This is a genomic window from Nocardioides lentus, assembly GCF_039529515.1.
Classification (GTDB): domain Bacteria; phylum Actinomycetota; class Actinomycetes; order Propionibacteriales; family Nocardioidaceae; genus Nocardioides; species Nocardioides lentus.
Genome location: NZ_BAAAMY010000004.1, coordinates 478,863 through 497,517, shown reverse-complemented (window position 1 = coordinate 497,517; position 18,655 = coordinate 478,863). Strand labels below are relative to the sequence as shown.

Sequence of the window (18,655 nt, the reverse complement as noted above, 5' to 3'; positions counted from 1 at the left end):
ACCCGGGCCGCTCCCTCGCCGAGGCAACCTGGGAATCCTACGGGCCGCGCCGCGCGAGCACCAACCCGGCCCGACCACGACCCGGACGCCGGGCCGCGGCGACGTCGCTCAGGTGGCCCCGCCGAAGAGGCTGGTGACCGAGCCGTCCTCGAAGACCTCGCGGATCGCCCGCGAGATCAGGGGGGCGATCGACAGCACGGTGAGCTTGTCGAACTCTCGGTCGGCCGGGATCGGGAGCGTGTTGGTGACGACGATCTCGGTGGCCGGGGAGTTCTTCAGCCGGTCGACCGCCGGGTCGGAGAGGATCGCGTGCGTCGCGGCGATGATCACGCCCGCCGCGCCCTCGGCCATCAGGGCGTCGGCGGCCTTCACGATCGTGCCGCCGGTGTCGATCATGTCGTCGACCAGCACGCACATGCGGCCCTCGACCTCGCCGACCACGCGGTTGGCCACGGTCTCGTTGGGCCGGTCCGTGCGACGGGTCTTGTGGATGAAGGCCAGCGGCGCGCCGTCGAGGTGGGCCGACCAGCGCTCCGCGACCTTGATCCGGCCCGCGTCGGGCGACACGACCGCCAGGCGCTCCCCGCCGTACCGGGCCTTGACGTGGTCGGCGAGCACGGGCAGCGCCATCAGGTGGTCGACGGGCCCGTCGAAGAAGCCCTGGATCTGGTCGGCGTGGAGGTCGACGGTGATCAGGCGGTCGGCCCCGGCGGTCTTGAACAGGTCCGCCATCAGCCGCGCCGAGATCGGCTCGCGGCCGCGGTGCTTCTTGTCCTGGCGCGCGTAGCCGTAGAACGGCAGCACGACGGTGATCCGCTTCGCCGAGGCCCGCTTGAGGGCGTCGACCATGATCAGGTGCTCCATCACCCACTCGTTGATGGGCGCCGCGTGGCTCTGGAGCACGAACGCGTCGCAGCCGCGGACGGACTCCTCGTAGCGGACGTAGATCTCCGAGTTCGCGAACTCGTAGGCCGACTGGGGCACCAGGCCGGTGCCGAGGAGCTCGGCGACCTCCTGGCCCAGCTCCAGGTGGGCCCGGCCGGAGAAGACCATCAGGTTCTTCTCGGTGGTGCGCTTCATTCCGCTCACGCGAGACGACTCCTCGAGGAGGTGCGGGTGGGGCGACAGACGATTCTGACCCACGGCGGGGCCGTCGCGCACCCCGGGTCCACGCCCGGGGACCGGTCAGGAGCCCGGTGTGACCTGCGCCTCCTCGGCCGCCCGGGCCTGCGCGGTCCCGGGCCGCCGCCGCGCGGTCCAGCCCTCGAGGTTGCGCTGGGGACCGGCCGAGACCGCCAGCGCGCCGGCCGGCACGTCCTCGCGGACCGTCGTGCCCGCGCCGGTGCCGGCGCCGTCCCCGATCGTCACCGGGGCGACGAAGGTGTTGTTGGAGCCGGTCCGGGCGTGCCGGCCGACGGTGGTGCGGTGCTTGGCGACTCCGTCGTAGTTGGCGACGATCGTGCCGGCCCCGACGTTGGTGCCCTCGCCGATGTCGGCGTCCCCGACGTAGGACAGGTGCGGCACCTTGGCGCCCTCGGCGAGCGTCGAGTTCTTGGTCTCGACGAAGGTGCCGACCTTCGCGGACGGGCCGACGACCGAGCCGGGCCGCAGGTAGGCGAACGGCCCGACCTGGGCCCCGGCGTGGACGACCGCGAGCTGGGCGTGCGCGCGCACGACGCGCGCCCCCGCCCCGACCTCGCAGTCCTCCAGAGTGCAGTCCGGACCGACCACGGCGTCCTCGGCGACCACGGTGGCGCCGAGGAGCTGGACCCCGGGCAGCAGCGTCGCGTCGGGCTCCAGCACGACGTCGGCGTCGACCCACGTGGTGGCGGGGTCCATGACGGTGACCCCGGCCTGCATCCAGCGGCGCAGGATGCGGTCGTTCATCGCCCGACCCGCCCGCGCGAGCTGCTCGCGGTCGTTGACGCCCTCGGTCTCCAGCACGTCCGCGACGCGGTGGGCGCCGACGCCGAGGCCGGCCTCGCGGGCGAGGGCCACGGCGTCGGTCAGGTAGTACTCGCCCTTGGCGTTGTCGTTGCCGATCCGGCCGATCGCCTCGAGCAGGAAGCCGGGCTCGAAGGCGAGGATCCCGGAGTTGATCTCGCGCACCGCGCGCTGCGTCTCGTCCGCGTCCTTGTGCTCGACGATCGCCTCGACGGAGCCGTCCTCGCGGCGCACGACGCGGCCGTAGCCGGTCGGGTCCGCCACGACGCCCGACAGGATGCTGACGGCGCGCCCCTCCTCGCGGTGCTCGGTCACGAACGACGCCAGGGAGCCCCCGTCGAGCAGCGGCGTGTCGCCGTACGCCACCAGGACCGGGCCACGGGGGGTCTCCCCCGCCGCCGCCATCGCGTCGAGCGCGACCCGGACCGCGTGCCCCGTGCCCTCCTGGGTCTCCTGCACGGCCACGAGCGCGTCGGGACGCAGGTCGGCCAGGTGCGCGGCCACGGCCTCGCGCTGGTGGCCCACGACGGCCACGACGCGGGCGGGCTCGCAGCGCTCGACGGCGGCGAGCACGTGGCCCAGCATGCTGCGGCCGGAGACCCGGTGCAGGACCTTCATGGTCTTGGACCGCATCCGGGTGCCGCCCCCGGCGGCCAGGACGATCACGGTGACGTCGGCGCTCATGGCGCCGACACTAGGTGACCCCGGCCGCGCCGTCCCGCCTCAGGGCGTGTGGCGCAGCCGTACCGACAGGCAGGTGACGCAGCCCTCGAGCCTCTCGAACTCGGAGATGTCGACGGCGACCACCCGCAGCCCGCGCGCCTCGTACGACGCCGCCGTGAGCGGGGCCGCCGTCGACATCAGGACCGTCTCGCCGTCGAGCAGCACGACGTGGGCACCGGGCTCCTCCGGCACCGCCTCGTACGAGGGCCAGACGCCCGGGTCGTCGACGACCGGGTCCCAGCCGACCACCGTGCCGTCGGGCAGCGCGGTGACCGCGGACTTCAGGTGGAGGGCCTTGCTGAGCGGCACCGTCTCGACCCGCGCCCCGAGCGGGGTCAGGTGGTCGGCGAGCTGCGCGATGCCCGCGGCGTTGGTGCGCCCGCCGGGACCGCCGTTCAGGCCGACCCACACGACCCCGTGACCGTCGACGGCGTGCTTGAGGACGTCGCCGCCGTCGAGGGTGCCGGGCTCCTCGATGCGCCGCACCCGGTAGCCGAGGTCGCGCAGGACCTCCTCGGTCCCGGCGGTCTCGGGCCGGCGCTCGTCGGCGCCGGGCCGGGCGAGGACCGCGAGGTCGGCGTACATCACGACGGTGTCCTCGACGAAGGCCGCGTCGGGGCAGTCGGGGGCCGGCGGCACCTCGATCGTCTCCCAGCCCTCGGCGTGCAGCGCGTCGACGTAGCCCTGCCACTGCGCCATCGCGAGGCCGACGTCGACCGGCGTGCGCTCGAGGTGGGTGAGCAGGCCCTCGGCCAGGCGGGGCGAGGGGCGGCGGACCAGGGCGCGGCGGGCGGTGACCATCCCCGCAGGGTAGGGCTCCGGCACCCTGCGGAGGTGGCTCCCCGGGTAGGAGTCGAACCTACGTCGCTTGTCCTGATTCAAAGTCAGGCGGGCCCTGCCGGCAGACCAACCGGGGAACGTGGGCCCCACCCTAGGGCGCGGGCCCGGTGGCACACTGAGGCCGGTGAGGCTCCCCGTCATGCCGCCCGTGCGACCGATGCTCGCGAAGTCGGTCACGGGCGTGCCGGACCCGGCGAAGGTCGGGCCGCTGTCGTTCGAGCCGAAGTGGGACGGGTTCCGCTGCCTGGTCTTCCGCGACGGCGACGAGGTCGAGCTCACCAGCCGCAACACCAAGCCGCTGACCCGCTACTTCCCCGAGGTCGTCGCCGCGGTCCTCGCCCAGCTGCCGGAGCGGTGCGTGCTCGACGGGGAGCTGTTCGTCGCCGCCGGGCCCCCGGGGTCGGCGCGCCTGGAGTTCGAGGTGCTCCAGGAGCGCATCCACCCCGCCGACTCCCGGGTGCGGATGCTCGCCGAGACCACGCCCGCGGGCTTCGTCGCGTTCGACCTGCTGGCCCTCGGCGACACCTCCTACGTCGACCGGCCCTTCTCGGAGCGCCGGGCCGCCCTGGCCGACGCGCTGGCCGACCTGCCCGACGCGGGCCCCTGCCACCTCACCCGCACCACCACCGATCCCGTCGAGGCCCGCGCCTGGTTCTCCACGTTCGAGGGCGCCGGCCTCGACGGGGTGGTCGCCAAGCCGCTCGACGCGCCGTACGTCGAGAACGGGCGCACGATGCTCAAGATCAAGCACGAGCGCACCGCCGACGTGGTGCTCGCCGGGCTGCGCGAGCACAAGACGAGCACGCCGGAGCGGCCGCTGCTGGGCAGCCTGCTGCTCGGCCTGCACGACGCGGACGGGCAGCTGCAGCACATCGGGGTCAGCGCGTCGTTCACCGCGACCCGTCGCGCCGAGCTGATGGACGAGCTCGCCGAGCTCGTCTGCCCCATCGCCGAGCACCCGTGGGGCTCCTGGCAGGAGTGGGCGATCGCCAACCCCGACCGCGTGCCCGGCACCCAGAGCCGATGGAGCGCGGGCAAGGACCTGTCGTTCACGCCCCTGCGTCCCGAGCGGGTGCTGGAGGTCAAGTACGACCACATGGAGGGCCGGCGCTTCCGCCACACCGCCCACTTCCTGCGCTGGCGGCCCGACCGCGACGCCGCCTCCTGCGGCTACGACCAGCTCGACGAGCCGGACGGTTACGACCTGTCCGCCATCCTGAAGAACCGCGACTGACCGCCCCGCCACCCGAGGAGACCATGAGCACCCCCGAGCACCCCGCGTCCGCGCCCACCGGCACCGAGCCCCCGTACGACGTCGTCGTGCTGGTCGAGGAGGACGTCTCCCCCGGCGACGCCGCCCGCCTCACCTCGCTCCACGAGGGCCTGGACACCGAGGTGCGCTACCACCTGCTGCTGCCGGTCGACGACGCCGCGGCGCGCGTGCACTCCGCGATGGGCTCCTTCGCCGCGGGCGAGCCGCTCGCGGCCCCGGTCGCGAGCCCCGAGGAGGAGCGCGCGCTGGTCGAGGCCGAGCACACGGTGGCGTCGCGCCACCTGGCCTCGTCGCTCGAGGCGATGCGCGCCGCGGGCGCCACCGTCGACGGCGCGGCGACCGACGAGCACCCGGTCGACGCCCTGCGTCGCGTCGTCGCGGACCGCGGCGCCGACGAGGCCATCGTGCTGACCAGCCGTCACGTGGTCGCCGAGTTCCTCCACGTCGACTGGGCCTCCCGGGCCGAGCGCCACCTCGGGATCCCGGTGCTGCACCTCGTGGAGCACGAGAGCTTCTCCGAGCAGGCCGGCGACGCCGGCGGGATCAGCGGCCTGTAGCCGCTACTCCTCGCGGCGTCGCACGGCGGCGCCGAGACGCTCGCGCAGGCCGCTGGGCGCCGCCTGCAGCTCCGCCACCTGCGCGCCGAGCTCGTCGAGCCGGCCCGCGAGGCGCTCGGCCCGCTTGTCGGCGGCCCGCGCGTCGCGGCGCAGCTCCTTGACCTCGCGGCGCAGGCCCGACGCGGTGCGGGCCTGGCGCCGCAGCTGCGCGCGCTGCCGAGCGGCCTGGCGCTCGAGTCGGACCACCGACGCGGAGTGGTACTCCTCGACCCAGGCCAGCACCTCCGCCGGCGTCGGGGTGCGGCCGTGGTCCACCACGACCGGCGCGGTGACGGGCGGCAGGCGGTCGTCGTACGTCGACACCGCGGACTCCCGCCAGACGTGGGGCAGGTCCTGGCGGTCGAGGAACGCCGAGAACTGCTCCCAGCGCGCCGGGTGCGCCCGGTAGGTGCTGGACGCGTCGGCCGCGAGCACCTCCTCCAGGCTCGGCAGCGCGCGGCCGCCGTCGATGCGGGTGTGCGGGATGCCGAAGTGCTCGGCGAGCTCGCGGGTGCGGGAGTCGTGCACCAGCAGGTGGGCGGGGATCCCCGCGAGCAGCCCGGCGATGACGCCGTGGATCCGCGTGCCGATCGCGAGGTCGGCGGAGCGGAGGTCCTCGATCCACGACCGGGGGTCCAGGTGGATCCGGGCGACCCGGTCCGCGAAGACCGGGTGGGACAGGTCGGAGGGGAAGCCGGCCTGCGAGCGCGGACCGGCGACCTCGGCGTGGCCCCAGATCATCGTCTCGAGGTCGATCCGGTCCTGGGGGATGTAGCTCAGGCGGGGGTGCTGCGCGACGAGCTCGTCGAGCCACTGCGCGTCCATCGGCGCGTCGGGGGTGAGCCCCAGCGAGATCGCGAGGTCCGTGGTCGTGTCGGCGAGCGGCTTCTGGGCCGGCATCCGGTCGCCGTGCACGAACATGGAGGGGCAGCCGATGACCTCGACCTCGTCGAAGCCGAGCGAGGCCAGGTAGCGCGCCGTGAACTCCCCGCGGACCCCGATGGCGCCGGAGTGCTCGAGCACGGCCCGGGCGAACTCGCGCGCGGTCTCGTCGACGGACGCCATGGCCTCCAGGTCGTAGTCGGCGCTGGACTGGGCGCCCACGCCGAGCACCGTGACCGGGGTGGCCATCGTGCGGATGGTCGAGGTGAGCGACTGCAGCCGGCCGCGGTAGGCGTTGCGGAACGCGTTGGCCAGCGGGATCACGACGTGGTCGAAGCGCTCGGCGACCTCCTCGGCCCGCTCCGACATCTCGGCGTCGGTCCAGCAGGTGACCTCGACGTCCTCGCAGGCGACGGCCCGCACGGCGGCGTCGCTGAACAGCAGGTTGCCGGTGTTGCCGCTGACCTGGTTCTCCCGCCACACCCGGACCGGGTTGACCGGCTGGAACGGGTCGCGGAACACACGCACGAGGACACGCTTCATCGACTCGCGGGCGCCGGCGGTCGGCGCCCTCCCTCCCTCCGGCACGGAAGGGGCAACCTAGCAACCGGCGCCGCCCCGCCGTGCGGGGCGCCGGCTGGAGGGGGGTCAGGAGTCCGCGTCGTCCGGCCAGTGGGCGGCGACCTTGCGGCTGGGCTGCACCCGCGGCGGCTCGCCCGGCATCTTGGGGTGGTCGGGCGGGTAGGGCATCTCGCCCCCGGGCTGCGCGTCGTACAGCGCCAGGAGGGGCGTCAGGTCGTGGTGGACCTCGTCGATGCCCGCCCACGGGTCGCCGTCGGCGAGGCGCTCGGGCACCGTGAACAGGTTGAGGCCGCGCGGGTCGTCGAGCGCGGCGAGGTCGTCCCAGCCCAGCGGGGTGGAGACGGGGGCGCCGGGCTGCGGGCGCAGGGAGTACGCCGAGGCGATGGTGCGGTCGCGGCAGTTCTGGTTGTAGTCGACGAAGATCCGGCTCCCGCGCTCCTCCTTCCACCACGCGGTGGTGACCTGGTCGTCGCGGGCCTCCAGCTCGCGCCCGAAGCCGATGGCGGCGTGGCGGACGTCGACGAAGTCCCACCGCGGCTCGAGGCGGACGTAGACGTGGACGCCGCGGTTGCCGGAGGTCTTCACGTAGCCGGTGATGCCGTGCTCGGCGAGGAGCTCGCGCGCCACGCCGGCGACCCGCGCGGCGTCGCCGAACGTCGTGCCGGGCTGCGGGTCCAGGTCGATCCGCAGCTCGTCGGGGTGGTCGAGGCTCGCGTCGTCCCCGGTGCGTCGCACCGGCCACGGGTGGAACGTGATCGTGCCCATCTGGGCGCACCAGACCGGGACGGCCACCTCGGTCGGGCAGATCTCGTCGGCGGTGCGGCCCGACGGGAAGGTGATGCGGGCGGTCTCCAGGTAGTCGGGCGCGCCCTTCGGGACGCGCTTCTGGTAGAAGGCGTCGGCGTCCTTGTCGCCCGGCCCGGTCGCCAGGCGCATCCCCTCCTGCACCCCCGACGGCCAGCGCTCCAGCGCCGTCGGGCGGTCGCGCAGCGCGCGCATCAGCCCGACCTCGGCCGCCACGACGTACTCGGCGACCATGAGCTTGGTGACCTCGGGCGTGCGGTCGGTGGCCGGGTAGACCACCCGGTCGGGGCTCGAGACCCGGACCGTCCGCTCCCCCGCGACCACCTCCGCGGCCGGCGTACGTGCCATGGGCCGAGGCTAGTGCCTGCGACCGGTCCTCAGAGCGCGCGGCGCACGGCGCGCACGGACTCCGTCGGCACCCGGGCCTCGACGCCCCGGCCGACGCCCCGGAAGGACCAGCCCTCCGCGGTGCGCTCGAGGGCGGCCAGGACGACGCCGGTCTCGCGGATGCCGCCGGAGATGGTGAGCCGCCCCAGCTCGACCTCGTCCGCGCCGCCCGGGTCCTCGCCGACCGCCACGACCCGGCAGTAGGCGCGGCCGACCCACTCCAGGCTGTGGCCCTGGTAGCTGCTGACCAGGACGGCGATGCGGTCCACGGTCCGGTAGACCTTCGTGAGGTCGACGGTGACCTGCTCGTCGTCGCCCTTGCCGTCGCCGGTCAGGTTGTCGCCGAGGTGGACCGTCGAGCCGTCACGGGTGGCGAGGTTGTTGTAGAAGGCGAGGTCGAACAGCTCGGTGCCGGCGAACTGGAACGCCGAGACGTCGAGGTCGACCTCCTTGCGCTCCGAGATCACCCCGGCGCCCTCCTCGGAGTCCCACCCCAGGCCGAGACGCAGCCGGGTGTGCTCCAGGGGCAGGGCCTGCCCCGCCTGCAGCTCGATCACGACGCGCTCCCTCGGGTGGTGGTGGTGGGGTCGAACGTAACCCCGTGGCCCCACCCGGCCCCGCGCTCCTACCCTCGCCGGTGTGACGGAGCACCGGCTGACCCCGCGCACGGTCGACCCCGACGGCGAGGAGGGCCGCGCGTGGGCCACCGCCGTCGTGCAGTCGTTCCACGACGGCGCGCCCGACGACGACTGGCTCGCCCGGTGGCGGGCGCAGGTGCGCCACGACGGCCTGCGCCTGTCCGGCGTGTGGCCCGAGCGGACGTGGACGCCCCCCGCCGACGCGCCCGCGAGCGGCGCACCCGTCGCCGTCTCTCCGCCGGTCGCTACCTACGCGAGCTGGACGCAGTCGATCGACGTCGGCGGCGGTCGGGTGCTGCCGCTGCACATGGTCACCGACGTCACGGTCGCGCCGACCCACCGGCGTCGGGGGCTGCTGCGGTCGCTGATGACCGCCGACCTCGCGGACGCAGCCGCGCGCGGGCTGCCGCTGGCCGCGCTCACCGCGTCCGAGGGGTCGATCTACGGGCGCTTCGGCTTCGGTCCGGCCACCCGCCTGCGCCGCGTCGAGGTGGACACCACCCGCGTCGCGCTGCGGCGGACGCTGCCGGCCGACACCGGACGGCTCGAGCTGGTCGCCCCCCGCGAGGCCTGGCCCGCGATCTCCGCCGTCTTCGCCGACCACCTCGCCCGCACCCGCGGCGCGGTGGACCGCCACCAGGGCTACGAGCCCATCCTCACGGGCGCCTACCTGCCCTGGGACCGCTCGCCCGACCGGCACGCCCAGGTGCTCCTGCACCTCGACGCCGACAAGCGACCCGACGGCCACGCCGCGTTCCGCTGGACCGGGGTCGAGGAGGGACGGCGCACCGTCGAGGTGACCGACCTGCTGGCCGCGACGCCGGAGGTCGAGCTGCGGCTGTGGTCGCTGCTGGCGTCGATGGACCTCGTGGAGCGGCTGCGCTGCGACACCGTGCCGGTCGACTGGGTGCTCGACCACGCGCTCGTCGAGCCCCGCGCGGTGCGCACCACCCGGCTCGGCGACCACCTGTGGCTGCGGGTGCTCGACGTCCCCGTCGCGCTCGCGGCGCGACCCTGGTCCGTCGACGGGTCGGTCGTCCTGCGCGTCGTCGACCCGCTCGGGCACGCCGACGGGACCTGGCGGGTGACGGTGCGCGACGGCGTCGCCGACGTCACGGCGAGCGCGGACGACCCCGACGCCGTGCTCGACGCCGACACCCTCGGCTCGCTGTACCTCGGCGACGTCGACGTCGCGGTGCTGGCCGCCGCCGGGCGCCTCGGCGACGCCCGCCCGGAGGCCGTGCGCACGCTCGGCCGGATGGCCGACGGCGGACCCGCGCCGTACTGCGCGACCTCGTTCTGACTCCGCCCCCGACGTATCCTGGATTCGTGGCTTACAACGTGGAGAAGACCGACGAGCAGTGGCGCGAGGAGCTCTCGCGCGAGGAGTTCCAGGTGCTGCGCCAGGCCGGCACCGAGCGGCCGTTCACCGGCGAGTACACCGACACCGAGACGACGGGCGTCTACCGCTGCAAGGCGTGCGAGGCCAAGCTGTTCGAGTCGGACACCAAGTTCCACTCGGGCTGCGGCTGGCCGTCGTTCTACCAGCCGATCACCGACACCATCGAGTACATCGAGGACAACACCCTCGGCATGCGCCGCACGGAGGTGCGCTGCGCCAACTGCGGCTCCCACCTCGGGCACGTGTTCCCCGACGGCTACGGCACCCCCACGGGCGACCGCTACTGCATCAACTCGGTGTCGCTGAGCCTCGAGCCCGCCGACAACGCCTGAGACGAGGCGCGACGTCGGGGTCGGCCGGCGGCCTCAGAGCCGCCAGTCGACGCCGGTGCCACCCTGCTCGGCCAGCATCGCGTCGACCCGGCTGAACGGCTTCGACCCGAAGAACCCACGGCTCGCCGACAGCGGTGACGGGTGGGGCGACGCGACGCTGGGCACGTCGCCGAGCATCGGGGCCAACGACTGCGCGTCGCGGCCCCACAGCACGGCCGCGAGCGGCCCTCCGCGGGCGACCAGCGCCTCGATCGCCCGCTGCGTCACCTCCTCCCAGCCCTTGCCGCGGTGGGAGGCGGGTCGGCCCGGCTCGACGGTCAGGCAGCGGTTGAGCAGCAGGACGCCCTGGTCGGCCCACGCCGACAGGTCGCCGTGGGCCGGCGGCTCGACGCCGAGGTCGTCGCGCAGCTCGCGGTAGACGTTGACCAGGCTCCTGGGCAGCGGTCGGACGTCGGCGTCGACGGCGAAGCTCAGCCCGATCGGGTGGCCCGGCGTGGGGTAGGGGTCCTGGCCCACGACGAGGACCCGCACCTCGGCCATCGGGCGCTGGAAGGCGCGCAGCACCTTCTCGCCGGCCGGCAGGTAGGAGCGGCCGGCCGCGAGCTCCGCGCGCAGGAACTCCCCCATCGCGGCGATCCGGTCGTCGACCGGGGCGAGCGCCTCGGCCCAGTCGGGGGCCACGAGGCCCTGGTCCACCAGTCCCGCGAGAGCGCTCATGCGGGCAGTCTGCCGGGCGCCGCCGACGTCGGTGGTGGGAGGATCACCGGATGAGGATCCTGTCCATCCAGTCGTCGGTGGCCTACGGCCACGTCGGCAACTCCGCGGCCGTCTTCCCCCTCCAGCGCCTGGGCCACGAGGTGTGGCCCGTCAACACGGTGCACTTCTCCAACCACACCGGGTACGGCGCGTGGCGCGGGCCGCTGCTGGCCGCGTCCGACGTCGCCGACGTCATCACCGGCATCGGCGAGCGCGAGGTGCCCGGCCGGGGCGACAACGGCGCGGAGACCGTCTCGGTGCTCGGCACGGCGGACGCGGTCCTGACCGGCTACCAGGGCGCCGAGGACGTCGGGCAGGTCGTGCTGGACACCGTCGCGATGGTCAAGGAGCTCAACCCGGCCGCCGTCTACTGCTGCGACCCGGTGATGGGCGACGTCGGGCGCGGGATGTTCGTGCGTCCGGGCATCCCGGAGTTCATGCGCGACGCGGTGGTGCCGGCCGCCGACCTGATCACGCCCAACCACTTCGAGCTGGACTTCCTGGCCGGCGTCGAGACCCGCACGATGGACGAGGTCCTCGCCGCCGTCGACGCCGTCCGCGAGCGCGGCCCGCGCACGGTGCTGGTCACCAGCCTGCTCCACGACGCCGTGCCCGAGGGGCACCTCGACGTGCTCGCCGTGACCGACGAGGGCGCCTGGGCCGTCACCACCCCCCAGCTGCCGATCTCGCCCAACGGCGCCGGCGACCTGACCTCGGCGCTCTGGCTCGCGCACCTGCTCACCGCCCCCTCCGCGGCCGAGGCGCTGGCCGCCACCACCTCCGCGGTGTACGGCGTGCTGCGCGCGACCCTCGAGTCCGGCTTCCGCGAGCTCCAGCTCGTGCCGTCGCAGGAGGAGATCGTCCACCCCTCCGAGCGCTTCGAGGCCCGCCGGGTCCGCTGACCCGGCCGACGTCCGGCGGGACCCCCCGCTCCGAGGTGCGCGGCCGTCCGTGCCGGCTCAGCGGCGGACGCGGACCCGGACGGGGGTGCTGGCGGGGCCGGCGCCGACGGCGTTGCGGGCGGTGACCCGGAAGGCGTAGCGGCGGGCGGACAGGCCGGTCAGGCGCAGGGTGCGGGTCCCGGCGCCGACGGAGCGGGCCCGCGGCCCGCCGCTGACGCGGTAGCCGGTCACGGCCGCGCCGTTGGCCGCCGGAGCGCGCCACCGCAGCACGACGGTGCGGCCCGTCACCGTGGCCGTCGGGCGGGCCACCCGGCCGGGAGGCGCCGCCGGGGTCGCGCGGACGGGCGCCGAGGCGGGGCCGGTGCCGGCGGCGTTCGTCGCGGTCACCGTCACGTCGTACGCCGTGCCGTTGCGCAGCCCGGTGACCTCGAGCCGCCGCGGGGAGGCGGGGACGGTCTGCTCCTGGTCGCCGACGCGGACCCGGTAGGCGGTGACGTCGGCGCCGTTGGCGACCGCGGGCGCCCAGGTGACGACGAGGCTCCCGTCGCCCCGGGCCGCGGCGACGCCGGTCGGCGCCAGCGGCGGCCCGGCGGGGACGACGGGCGCGGTCGGGCCGGCGGGGTCCGACGTGGCGCCGTCGACGCGGGTGGTCGTCACGGTGAAGCTGTAGGCACGGCCGTTGGTGAGCCCCTCGACGGTGGCGCTGCTCGCCGTCGGGTCGGCGACCTCCACCGACACCCCGGTGCCGACGACGTCGACCCGGTAGCCCAGGCCGACGGGCAGCGCGGGCGGCGTCCAGGTCACCGTCGCCGCCCGGTCGCCCGCGGTGGCCGCGACGTCGGTGACCGACGGCACCGGCAGCAGCGGCGCCGCGCGCGGGGTCACCGGCGCGCTGGGCGCGGAGGCCGGCCCGGAGCCCGCGGCCCCGGCGGCGGTGACCGTGACGGTGTAGGCGGTGCCGTTGGTCAGTCCGCCCACGACGGCCTGCGGGGCGGACCCGGCCCGGGCCGCGCCGACCACGACGCTGGACCCTCCCGGGCTGGCCGTCACGGTGTACGACGTGACCTCGCCGCCGAGCGCCGTCCAGGCGACGCGGGCGGAGGCGTCGCCCGGGGTCGCGGTCACGCCCTGCACCTGCGGCGGCAGGCCGGGGGCCGCCTGCGGCACGACCGGGGCGCTGGGCACCGACGCCGGTCCGGTCCCGAGCAGGTCGCTCGCCGCCACCGTGAAGGTGTACGCCGTGCCGTTGCGCAGGCCCGGCACCACCGCGCTGGTGGCCAGAGGGTCGCCGACCGTCACGCTCGCGCCGCCCGGCTGGGCGGTGACGGTGTAGGAGGTCACGAGCACCGCCAGCAGGGGCAGCTGCCAGGAGACGGTGGCCGAGCCGTCCCCCGCGGTCGCGGTCACGCCCTGCACCTGCAGCGGCGCCTCGGCGGCCGCTGCTCCCACCGGCGCGGCGGGGGCCGTGGGGGCCGCGGGGGCCGCCGTCGCGCCGGGGCCGGCCAGCAGCCCGACGACCAGCGCGACGAGGGCGAGGACCGCGAGCGGGCCGCGGGGCCGGCGGGGTGACGACGAGGTGGTCATGGCAGCGCCTCCGGGGCTCGTGACCCGGCGGATGCTTGGGTCCACCAACCGATGGTAGGACCGCCTCCCGTCTCCGCGCGGGCGAACGCCGAGACCGACGCTCAGCAGGTCGCGACCGGCGCGGCCTCCGTGATCGCGTAGTCGGAGCGGGCGTCGAGCAGCAGCGGGATCAGCGGCTGGTCGGGCTGGGCCATCGACACGAACGGCGCCCCGTCGCGGCGGGTGACCTCGACGCCGTGCAGGCGCAGGGTGGGCAGCACCGCACGGCGCTGGTCGGCGCTGAGCCGGTAGCCGCACATCGGCTCGGGCTCGACCTCGTCCGGGGACGTCGGCAGCCGGTCGTCCTGACCGGCGAAGTAGACGACGCCGCTCTGCTCGGCCCCCTCGGCCGTCGCCCGCTCGCCGGCGGCGGCCGTCTCGGCGAGGAGCGTGGCGCGGTTCTCGAGGGTGTACTGGGCGCTCCCGACGGCGGCGAGGTAGTTCACCTCGACCCGGCGACGGTTGAGCAGCGACTCGTCGGCCTCCTCGGCGGCGTCTAGCGGCGCGTTGGCGGTCTCGCTGAGCATGCCCACGACGTGCTGGGTGCCGGCGTAGTTGCGCAGGATGCCGGGCTGCTCGTCGCCGGCGACCTGCTGGAACGGCTCGCCGTCCTTCACGAGGATCCCGTACTCCCCCGAGGTGTAGCCCTCCGCGCGCACCTGGTCGGCGGCGTACCCCTCGCTCATCTCGCGCGCCAGGTCGTGGACACCGGCGTCGACCTGCCGGTTGCGGGGCCACAGCTGCAGGAGGTCGGTGTCGTAGTACTCGCGGGGGCCGTACTCGTGGAGGTCGTTGAGGGTGTCGGGCGCCCAGTGCCGGATGGTGCGCACGACGGCCTTCGCCTCGGGGGTCGCGAGGGCCAGGTAGTCGCGGTTGACGTCGACGCCGTCGGCGTTGCCGCGGGTGTCGGCGACCCAGCCGTCGGGGTTGCCGACGAGGAACAGCACCGTGGTGTCGCGCAGCAGTCGCCGCCAGGCGGGGTCGGTGGTGCCGGCGAGGTCGCGGGCCATCTGCAGGCAGGCCTCCCGCCCGGACGGCTCGTCGCCGTGGATCGAGCACACGTTGAGCAGCACGGAGCCCTCGGCGGCCTCGGCCGGGGACGCCGGTGCGGGGTCGCCGACGGCGACGAGCTGGATCGGGCGGCCCTCGACGCTGCGCCCGACGGTCCGCACCTCGACCCGCTCGCTGGCGGCGTCGAGGTCGCGCCAGAACCGCTGGCCCTCGGGCTGGGTCGTCCAGCGCGCGCCGCCGCTGACCTCGAACGGCGTGCGCAGGGTCGCGTCGGTCGCCGCGAGGTCGCGGGCGGGCCCGGAGGAGTCCTGGGCCGCCGCGGCGCCGAGCCCGCCGCCCGTGCCGGCCGACAGCCCGAGGGTCGCCGCGAAGGCGGCCGCCGCCCCCAGCGCGAGCACGCGGGTACGACGTGAGGTCCTGCTGATCGGGCTCGTCGGGCTCGTCATGGTGGCTGCTCCCGGGTCGCGGTCGGAGGTGGGCGTCCCACCCTCGACCGCGCCCGGGAGCCCCGACAAGCGGGGAAACCCTTGCGGGCGGCTCAGCCCTTCGCGGCGAGCTCGCCGAGGCGCTCCCAGGTCGCGACGATGGTGTCGGGGTTCAGCGACATCGACTCGATGCCCTGCTCCATCAGCCACTGCGCGAGGTCGGGGTGGTCCGAGGGGCCCTGCCCGCAGATCCCGACGTACTTGCCGCGGGCCTTGCAGGCCGAGATGGCCAGCGACAGCATGTGCTTGACCGCGGGGTCGCGCTCGTCGAACCCGGCCGCGACGAGCGAGGAGTCGCGGTCGAGGCCCAGCGTCAGCTGGGTCATGTCGTTGGACCCGATCGAGAAGCCGTCGAAGTGGTCGAGGAACGAGTCCGCGACGACGGCGTTGGACGGCACCTCGCACATCATGACGACCTTCAGGTCGTTCTTGCCGCGCTCCAGGCCGTGGTCGCCGAGCAGCCCGACCACGCCCTCCGCCTCGGTGACGGTGCGCACGAACGGGATCATCAGCCAGACGTTGGTCAGGCCCATCTCGTCGCGCACGTAGCGCATCGCCTCGCACTCGAGCGCGAAGCAGTCGGCGAACTCCGCGGAGAGGTACCGCGAGGCGCCGCGGTAGCCGATCATCGGGTTCTCCTCGTCGGGCTCGTAGGCCTCGCCGCCGAGGAGGTTGGCGTACTCGTTGGACTTGAAGTCGCTCATCCGCACGATCACCGGGTGCGGGGCGAACGCCGCGGCGAGCATCGAGACGCCCTCCGCGACGCGGCGGATGAAGAACTCCCGCGGTCCGGGGTGGGCGGCGATGATCTCCTCCACCTCGGCCCGCACGTCGGGGTCCAGCGAGTCGGGGTCGGACTCGAGGGCGAGCAGCGCCTTCGGGTGGACGCCGATCTGGCGGTTGATGATGAACTCCAGCCGCGCGAGCCCGACGCCCTTGTTGGGCAGCTGCGCGAAGGAGAACGCCTGGTCCGGGGTGCCGACGTTCATCATCAGCTTGACGTCGAGGTCGGGCAGCTCGTCGAGCTCGGTGCGCTCGACGGTGAAGTCGAGGATCCCCTCGTAGACGTTGCCGGTGTCGCCCTCGGCGCACGAGACGGTGACCTCGCGACCGTCGGTCAGCGTGGTCGTCGCGTCACCGGTACCGACGATCGCGGGGATGCCGAGCTCGCGGGCGATGATCGCGGCGTGGCAGGTGCGGCCGCCGCGGTTGGTCACGATCGCGGCGGCGCGCTTCATGATCGGCTCCCAGTCGGGGTCGGTCATGTCGGCGACGAGCACCTGGCCGTCGGAGAAGTCGCCCATCTCCTCGACGCTGCGCATCACCTGGACCGCGCCCGCCCCGATCTTCTGGCCGATGGCGCGGCCCTCGACCAGCACGGTCGCCCCCCGGGTCACCGACGACTCGATGCCGAACCGCTCGACCGCGCCCGTGCGCCGGGACTGGACCGTCTCGGGACGGGCCTGCAGCACGTAGAGCAGGCCGTCGACGCCGTCGCGGGCCCACTCGATGTCCATCGGGCGGCCGTAGTGCTCCTCGATCGTCAGCGCGTGCCGGGCGAGCTCGGTGACCTCGTCGTCGGTGAGCGAGAGCAGCCGCGCGTCGGCGTCGTCGACGTCGACGAACTCCGTGGTGCGGCCCACCGTGGCGTCGTCGGTGTAGACCATCTTGGTGCGCTTGCCGCCGACGTTGCGCTTGAGGATCGCGGGCCGGCCGGCGCGCAGGCCGGGCTTGTAGACGTAGAACTCGTCGGGGTTGACCGCGCCCTGCACGACGCCCTCGCCCAGGCCGTAGGCCGAGGTGACGAAGACGGCGTCGGTGAACCCGGACTCGGTGTCCATCGTGAACATGACGCCGGCGGCGCCGATGTCGGAGCGGACCATCTTCTGCACGCCCGCCGACAGGCCGACGTCGCCGTGGGCGAAGCCGTGGTGCACCCGGTAGGCGATCGCGCGGTCGTTGTAGAGCGAGGCGAAGACCTCGCGGATGGCGTCGAGCACGGCGTCGATCCCGCGGACGTTGAGGAAGGTCTCCTGCTGGCCGGCGAAGGAGGCGTCGGGCAGGTCCTCGGCGGTGGCCGAGGAGCGGACCGCGAACGACGCCTCGTCGCCGGAGCCCTCGACTAGCGCCTCGTAGGCGGCGCGGATGTCGGCCTCGAGGTCGGCGGGGAAGTCACGCTCGACCACCAGCCCGCGGATCTCCTTGCCGACCTCGGCGAGCCGTCGTACGTCGTCGGTGTCGAGGTCGTCGAGCAGCCCGGAGATCTGCTCGGCCAGACCGGTCTCGCCGATGAACCGGTGGTAGGCCTCCGCCGTCGTCGCGAACCCGTCGGGCACGCGCACGCCCAGGTCGGTCAGGTGGGAGACCATCTCGCCCAGCGAGGCGTTCTTGCCGCCGACCTGGTCGAGGTCGTCCATGCCGAGGTCGGAGAACCAGCGGACGTTGTCGTTGCTCTCTGCTGCCTGCTCGGCTGCCTGCTCGGTCACGGTCGTGCCTTCCTGTCCGGGGAGTGACGGGCCTTGCTCCGCTCGCGGCTGGGGACGCCGCCGTTGCGCTTGAGGGTCTGCAGCACGAGCGCCGCCATCTCCTCCACCGACTTGGTGGCGGAGTCGATGACGGGCACGTGGTGCTCGGTGTAGAGCTGGCCGGCGCGGCGCAGCTCCCAGCGGCACTGCCCCGCCGAGGCGTACGACGAGCCGGGACGGCGTTCGTTGCGCACGCGGCTGAGGCGCTCCGCGGTGGTGGTGATGCCGAAGCAGCGCTCGCGGTGCTCGCGCACGGGGCGCGGCAGCTCGGAGGACTCGAGGTCCTCCTCGACGAGCGGGTAGTTGGCGACGAACAGCCCGTGCTGGAGGGCGAGGTACATGCTCGTCGGGGTCTTGCCGCAGCGCGAGGGCGCGAGCAGGATCACGTCGGCCCGGTCGAGGGCGCGCAGGGACTGGCCGTCGTCGTGCTCGATGGTGAACTCCACCGCCGCCATGCGGGTGTTGTAGCGCTTGACGTCGCCGACGCTGTGCAGGCGCGAGGGCTGGCGCACGCCCTGCACCCCGAGCAGCGACTCGACCCGCTCCATGTGGAGGCCGAAGAAGTCGATGATCGGCGCCCGGGTCTCGAGCAGGGTGTGACGGATGTGGTCCTCGGCGGCGGTGGTGAACGCCAGCGGCGGGACCGGGCCGTCCATCGCGGCGTCGAGGGTCTCCACGACGTCGCGCGCCGCCTCGATGCTGGTGATGAACGGGATGGTCGTCCGCTCGAAGACGGTGTCGGGAAACTGCATCAGCAGCGCGTTGCCCATGGTCTCCGCGCTGATGCCGGTGGAGTCCGACAGGAAGTAGACGGGGACGACGGTCTCGTCCGACCCGGTGGCGTCCACGACGGCTCCCTTCCCCGCTCCCCGGCGCCCGGGGGACGGTGTGATCGGGACCATAACCCCTCCCGCCGACGGCGTGTCGCGCAGGCGCCGCCGACGGGACGA

The 18,655-nt window shown here is 74.5% G+C and carries 16 protein-coding genes and 1 tRNA gene; 5 read left to right on the top strand and 12 right to left on the bottom strand.

The window, feature by feature from the left end; all coding sequences use genetic code 11:
• Positions 1 to 108: 108 nt before the first annotated feature.
• The 4 genes from ABD158_RS09125 to ABD158_RS09110 all read right to left on the bottom strand — a co-directional run bounded on the left by ABD158_RS09125 (position 109) and on the right by ABD158_RS09110 (position 3,584).
• Complete coding sequence (locus ABD158_RS09125; protein ID WP_425573173.1) at positions 109 to 1,089, bottom strand: ribose-phosphate diphosphokinase; 981 nt, start codon at positions 1,087 to 1,089, stop codon at positions 109 to 111.
• 96 nt (positions 1,090 to 1,185) lie between these two features.
• A complete protein-coding gene (gene glmU / locus ABD158_RS09120; protein ID WP_344006327.1) occupies positions 1,186 to 2,628 on the bottom strand; it encodes a bifunctional UDP-N-acetylglucosamine diphosphorylase/glucosamine-1-phosphate N-acetyltransferase GlmU in 1,443 nt (480 codons plus the stop codon).
• Positions 2,629 to 2,667: 39 nt separating this feature from the next.
• Positions 2,668 to 3,468 carry a dimethylargininase gene (gene ddaH, locus ABD158_RS09115; protein WP_344006325.1) on the bottom strand — a complete coding sequence of 267 codons (801 nt, stop codon included), beginning with the start codon at positions 3,466 to 3,468 and terminating at the stop codon, positions 2,668 to 2,670.
• 34 nt (positions 3,469 to 3,502) lie between these two features.
• Positions 3,503 to 3,584 (bottom strand) — tRNA-Gln (locus ABD158_RS09110).
• A gap of 47 nt (positions 3,585 to 3,631) precedes the next feature.
• Here ABD158_RS09110 and ABD158_RS09105 point away from each other — a divergent pair.
• Positions 3,632 to 4,741, top strand: a complete 1,110-nt coding sequence (locus ABD158_RS09105) for an ATP-dependent DNA ligase (protein ID WP_344006324.1) — start codon at positions 3,632 to 3,634, stop codon at positions 4,739 to 4,741.
• 23 nt (positions 4,742 to 4,764) lie between these two features.
• Positions 4,765 to 5,337, top strand: coding sequence for a hypothetical protein (locus ABD158_RS09100; protein ID WP_344006323.1), 573 nt, complete (start codon positions 4,765 to 4,767; stop codon positions 5,335 to 5,337).
• Positions 5,338 to 5,340: 3 nt separating this feature from the next.
• Here ABD158_RS09100 and ABD158_RS09095 read toward each other — a convergent pair whose 3' ends face one another.
• The 3 genes from ABD158_RS09095 to ABD158_RS09085 form a co-directional block, all read right to left on the bottom strand.
• Positions 5,341 to 6,786: a polysaccharide pyruvyl transferase family protein gene (locus tag ABD158_RS09095; protein ID WP_344006321.1), complete on the bottom strand. Its 1,446-nt coding sequence runs from the start codon at positions 6,784 to 6,786 to the stop codon at positions 5,341 to 5,343.
• 120 nt (positions 6,787 to 6,906) lie between these two features.
• Complete coding sequence (locus ABD158_RS09090; protein ID WP_344006319.1) at positions 6,907 to 7,992, bottom strand: DNA polymerase domain-containing protein; 1,086 nt, start codon at positions 7,990 to 7,992, stop codon at positions 6,907 to 6,909.
• Positions 7,993 to 8,021: 29 nt separating this feature from the next.
• The gene (locus ABD158_RS09085; protein WP_344006317.1) at positions 8,022 to 8,588 is read right to left on the bottom strand and encodes a TerD family protein; all 567 of its coding nucleotides are present in this window, start codon (positions 8,586 to 8,588) and stop codon (positions 8,022 to 8,024) included.
• Between the two features lie 82 nt (positions 8,589 to 8,670).
• Here ABD158_RS09085 and ABD158_RS09080 point away from each other — a divergent pair, with 82 nt between their 5' ends.
• Positions 8,671 to 9,972: a GNAT family N-acetyltransferase gene (locus tag ABD158_RS09080; RefSeq protein WP_344006316.1), complete on the top strand. Its 1,302-nt coding sequence runs from the start codon at positions 8,671 to 8,673 to the stop codon at positions 9,970 to 9,972.
• Positions 9,973 to 9,998: 26 nt separating this feature from the next.
• Positions 9,999 to 10,403, top strand: coding sequence for a peptide-methionine (R)-S-oxide reductase MsrB (gene msrB / locus ABD158_RS09075; protein ID WP_344006314.1), 405 nt, complete (start codon positions 9,999 to 10,001; stop codon positions 10,401 to 10,403).
• Positions 10,404 to 10,436: 33 nt separating this feature from the next.
• Here the strand turns inward: msrB and ABD158_RS09070 are convergent, their stop codons facing one another.
• Positions 10,437 to 11,120 (bottom strand): uracil-DNA glycosylase, encoded by a 684-nt coding sequence (locus ABD158_RS09070; RefSeq protein WP_344006312.1) that lies wholly within the window; start codon positions 11,118 to 11,120, stop codon positions 10,437 to 10,439.
• A 50-nt stretch (positions 11,121 to 11,170) separates the two neighbouring features.
• On the opposite strand from ABD158_RS09070, the gene pdxY reads away from it, so the two are divergent.
• Positions 11,171 to 12,061: a pyridoxal kinase PdxY gene (gene pdxY / locus ABD158_RS09065; protein WP_344006310.1), complete on the top strand. Its 891-nt coding sequence runs from the start codon at positions 11,171 to 11,173 to the stop codon at positions 12,059 to 12,061.
• Positions 12,062 to 12,118: 57 nt separating this feature from the next.
• Here the strand turns inward: pdxY and ABD158_RS09060 are convergent, their stop codons facing one another.
• From ABD158_RS09060 to ABD158_RS09045, 4 genes are all read right to left on the bottom strand, one after another.
• Complete coding sequence (locus tag ABD158_RS09060) at positions 12,119 to 13,645, bottom strand: fibronectin type III domain-containing protein (protein WP_344006308.1); 1,527 nt, start codon at positions 13,643 to 13,645, stop codon at positions 12,119 to 12,121.
• 101 nt (positions 13,646 to 13,746) lie between these two features.
• Positions 13,747 to 15,141 carry a M14 family zinc carboxypeptidase gene (locus ABD158_RS09055; protein ID WP_344006306.1) on the bottom strand — a complete coding sequence of 465 codons (1,395 nt, stop codon included), beginning with the start codon at positions 15,139 to 15,141 and terminating at the stop codon, positions 13,747 to 13,749.
• 92 nt (positions 15,142 to 15,233) lie between these two features.
• Positions 15,234 to 17,666 carry a phosphoenolpyruvate synthase gene (ppsA, locus tag ABD158_RS09050; RefSeq protein WP_344006304.1) on the bottom strand — a complete coding sequence of 811 codons (2,433 nt, stop codon included), beginning with the start codon at positions 17,664 to 17,666 and terminating at the stop codon, positions 15,234 to 15,236.
• Positions 17,663 to 18,553: a pyruvate, water dikinase regulatory protein gene (locus ABD158_RS09045; protein WP_344006302.1), complete on the bottom strand. Its 891-nt coding sequence runs from the start codon at positions 18,551 to 18,553 to the stop codon at positions 17,663 to 17,665. The genes ppsA and ABD158_RS09045 overlap by 4 nt, the downstream gene beginning before the upstream one ends.
• Positions 18,554 to 18,655 lie beyond the last annotated feature (102 nt).

Coding starts and splice junctions, on each gene's coding strand:
- ddaH (WP_344006325.1), bottom strand. CDS start 3,468: ATGGTCACCGCCCGCCGCGCCCTGGTCCGCCGCCCCTCGCCCCGCCTG.
- ABD158_RS09100 (WP_344006323.1), top strand. CDS start 4,765: ATGAGCACCCCCGAGCACCCCGCGTCCGCGCCCACCGGCACCGAGCCC.
- ABD158_RS09070 (WP_344006312.1), bottom strand. CDS start 11,120: ATGAGCGCTCTCGCGGGACTGGTGGACCAGGGCCTCGTGGCCCCCGAC.
- ABD158_RS09060 (WP_344006308.1), bottom strand. CDS start 13,645: ATGACCACCTCGTCGTCACCCCGCCGGCCCCGCGGCCCGCTCGCGGTC.
- ABD158_RS09055 (WP_344006306.1), bottom strand. CDS start 15,141: ATGACGAGCCCGACGAGCCCGATCAGCAGGACCTCACGTCGTACCCGC.
- glmU (WP_344006327.1), bottom strand. CDS start 2,628: ATGAGCGCCGACGTCACCGTGATCGTCCTGGCCGCCGGGGGCGGCACC.
- ABD158_RS09090 (WP_344006319.1), bottom strand. CDS start 7,992: ATGGCACGTACGCCGGCCGCGGAGGTGGTCGCGGGGGAGCGGACGGTC.
- pdxY (WP_344006310.1), top strand. CDS start 11,171: ATGAGGATCCTGTCCATCCAGTCGTCGGTGGCCTACGGCCACGTCGGC.